At 57.4% G+C, this 1,743-nt stretch carries 1 rRNA gene; it reads left to right on the top strand.

Annotated elements, in window-relative coordinates:
• Nucleotides 1–1,722: ribosomal RNA gene (locus AC5WS8_RS39075) — 23S ribosomal RNA — on the top strand; the annotation flags it as partial.
• Nucleotides 1,723–1,743 lie beyond the last annotated feature (21 nt).

Here is a 1,743-nt window from a genome sequence, read left to right as displayed (position 1 = left end):
GAAACGTGTGCGCCGATTGACTAAGGGTTCCTGGGTCAAGCTGATCTGCCCAGGGTAAGTCGGGACCTAAGGCGAGGCCGACAGGCGTAGTCGATGGATAACCGGTTGATATTCCGGTACCCGCTGTGGAGCGTCAAACATCGAGCATCGTGATGCTAAGGCCGTGAAGCCGTTCCGGACCCTTCGGGGAATGGAAAGTGGTGGAGCCGCCGGACCAAGCGGTCAGTAGGTGAGTGATGGGGTGACGCAGGAAGGTAGTCCATCCCGGGCGGTGGTTGTCCCGGGGTAAGGGTGTAGGACGGTGTGTAGGTAAATCCGCGCGCCATGTGTCTGAGACCTGATGCCGAGCCGATTGTGGTGAAGTGGATGATCCTATGCTGTCGAGAAAAGCCTCTAGCGAGTTTCATGGCGGCCCGTACCCTAAACCGACTCAGGTGGTCAGGTAGAGAATACCGAGGCGTTCGGGTGAACTATGGTTAAGGAATTCGGCAAAATGCCCCCGTAACTTCGGGAGAAGGGGGGCCATGCCTGGTGAGGGGACGTGCTTCCTGAGCTGGGTGTGGCCGCAGAGACCAGCGAGAAGCGACTGTTTACTAAAAACACAGGTCCGTGCGAAGCCGTAAGGCGATGTATACGGACTGACGCCTGCCCGGTGCTGGAACGTTAAGGGGACCGGTTAGCTCACTTTCGGGTGGGCGAAGCTGAGAACTTAAGCGCCAGTAAACGGCGGTGGTAACTATAACCATCCTAAGGTAGCGAAATTCCTTGTCGGGTAAGTTCCGACCTGCACGAATGGCGTAACGACTTCTCGACTGTCTCAACCATAGGCCCGGTGAAATTGCACTACGAGTAAAGATGCTCGTTTCGCGCAGCAGGACGGAAAGACCCCGGGACCTTTACTACAGTTTGATATTGGTGTTCGGTTCGGCTTGTGTAGGATAGCTGGGAGACTGTGAAGCCTGGACGCCAGTTCGGGTGGAGTCGTCGTTGAAATACCAGTCTGGTCGTGCTGGATGTCTAACCCGGGTCCGTGATCCGGATCGGGGACAGTGTCTGATGGGTAGTTTAACTGGGGCGGTTGCCTCCTAAAGGGTAACGGAGGCGCCCAAAGGTTCCCTCAGCCTGGTTGGCAATCAGGTGTTGAGTGTAAGTGCACAAGGGAGCTTGACTGTGAGACCGACGGGTCGAGCAGGGACGAAAGTCGGGACTAGTGATCCGGCGGTGGCTTGTGGAAGCGCCGTCGCTCAACGGATAAAAGGTACCCCGGGGATAACAGGCTGATCTTCCCCAAGAGTCCATATCGACGGGATGGTTTGGCACCTCGATGTCGGCTCGTCGCATCCTGGGGCTGGAGTCGGTCCCAAGGGTTGGGCTGTTCGCCCATTAAAGCGGTACGCGAGCTGGGTTTAGAACGTCGTGAGACAGTTCGGTCCCTATCCGCTGTGCGCGTAGGAGTCTTGAGAAGGGCTGTCCCTAGTACGAGAGGACCGGGACGGACGAACCTCTGGTGTGCCAGTTGTTCTGCCAAGGGCATGGCTGGTTGGCTACGTTCGGGAGGGATAACCGCTGAAAGCATCTAAGCGGGAAGCCTGCTTCGAGATGAGGACTCCCACCCACTTGATGGGGTAAGGCTCCCAGTAGACGACTGGGTTGATAGGCCAGGTCTGGAAGCCCGGTAACGGGTGGAGGTGACTGGTACTAATAGGCCGAGGGCTTGTCCTCAGGTGCTCGCGTCCACTGTGT

The sequence above is a fragment of the Streptomyces sp. PTL18 genome (genome assembly GCF_059510295.1).
Note: the sequence above shows the minus strand (reverse complement) of the source record. Positions and strands in the feature narration are given on the sequence as shown.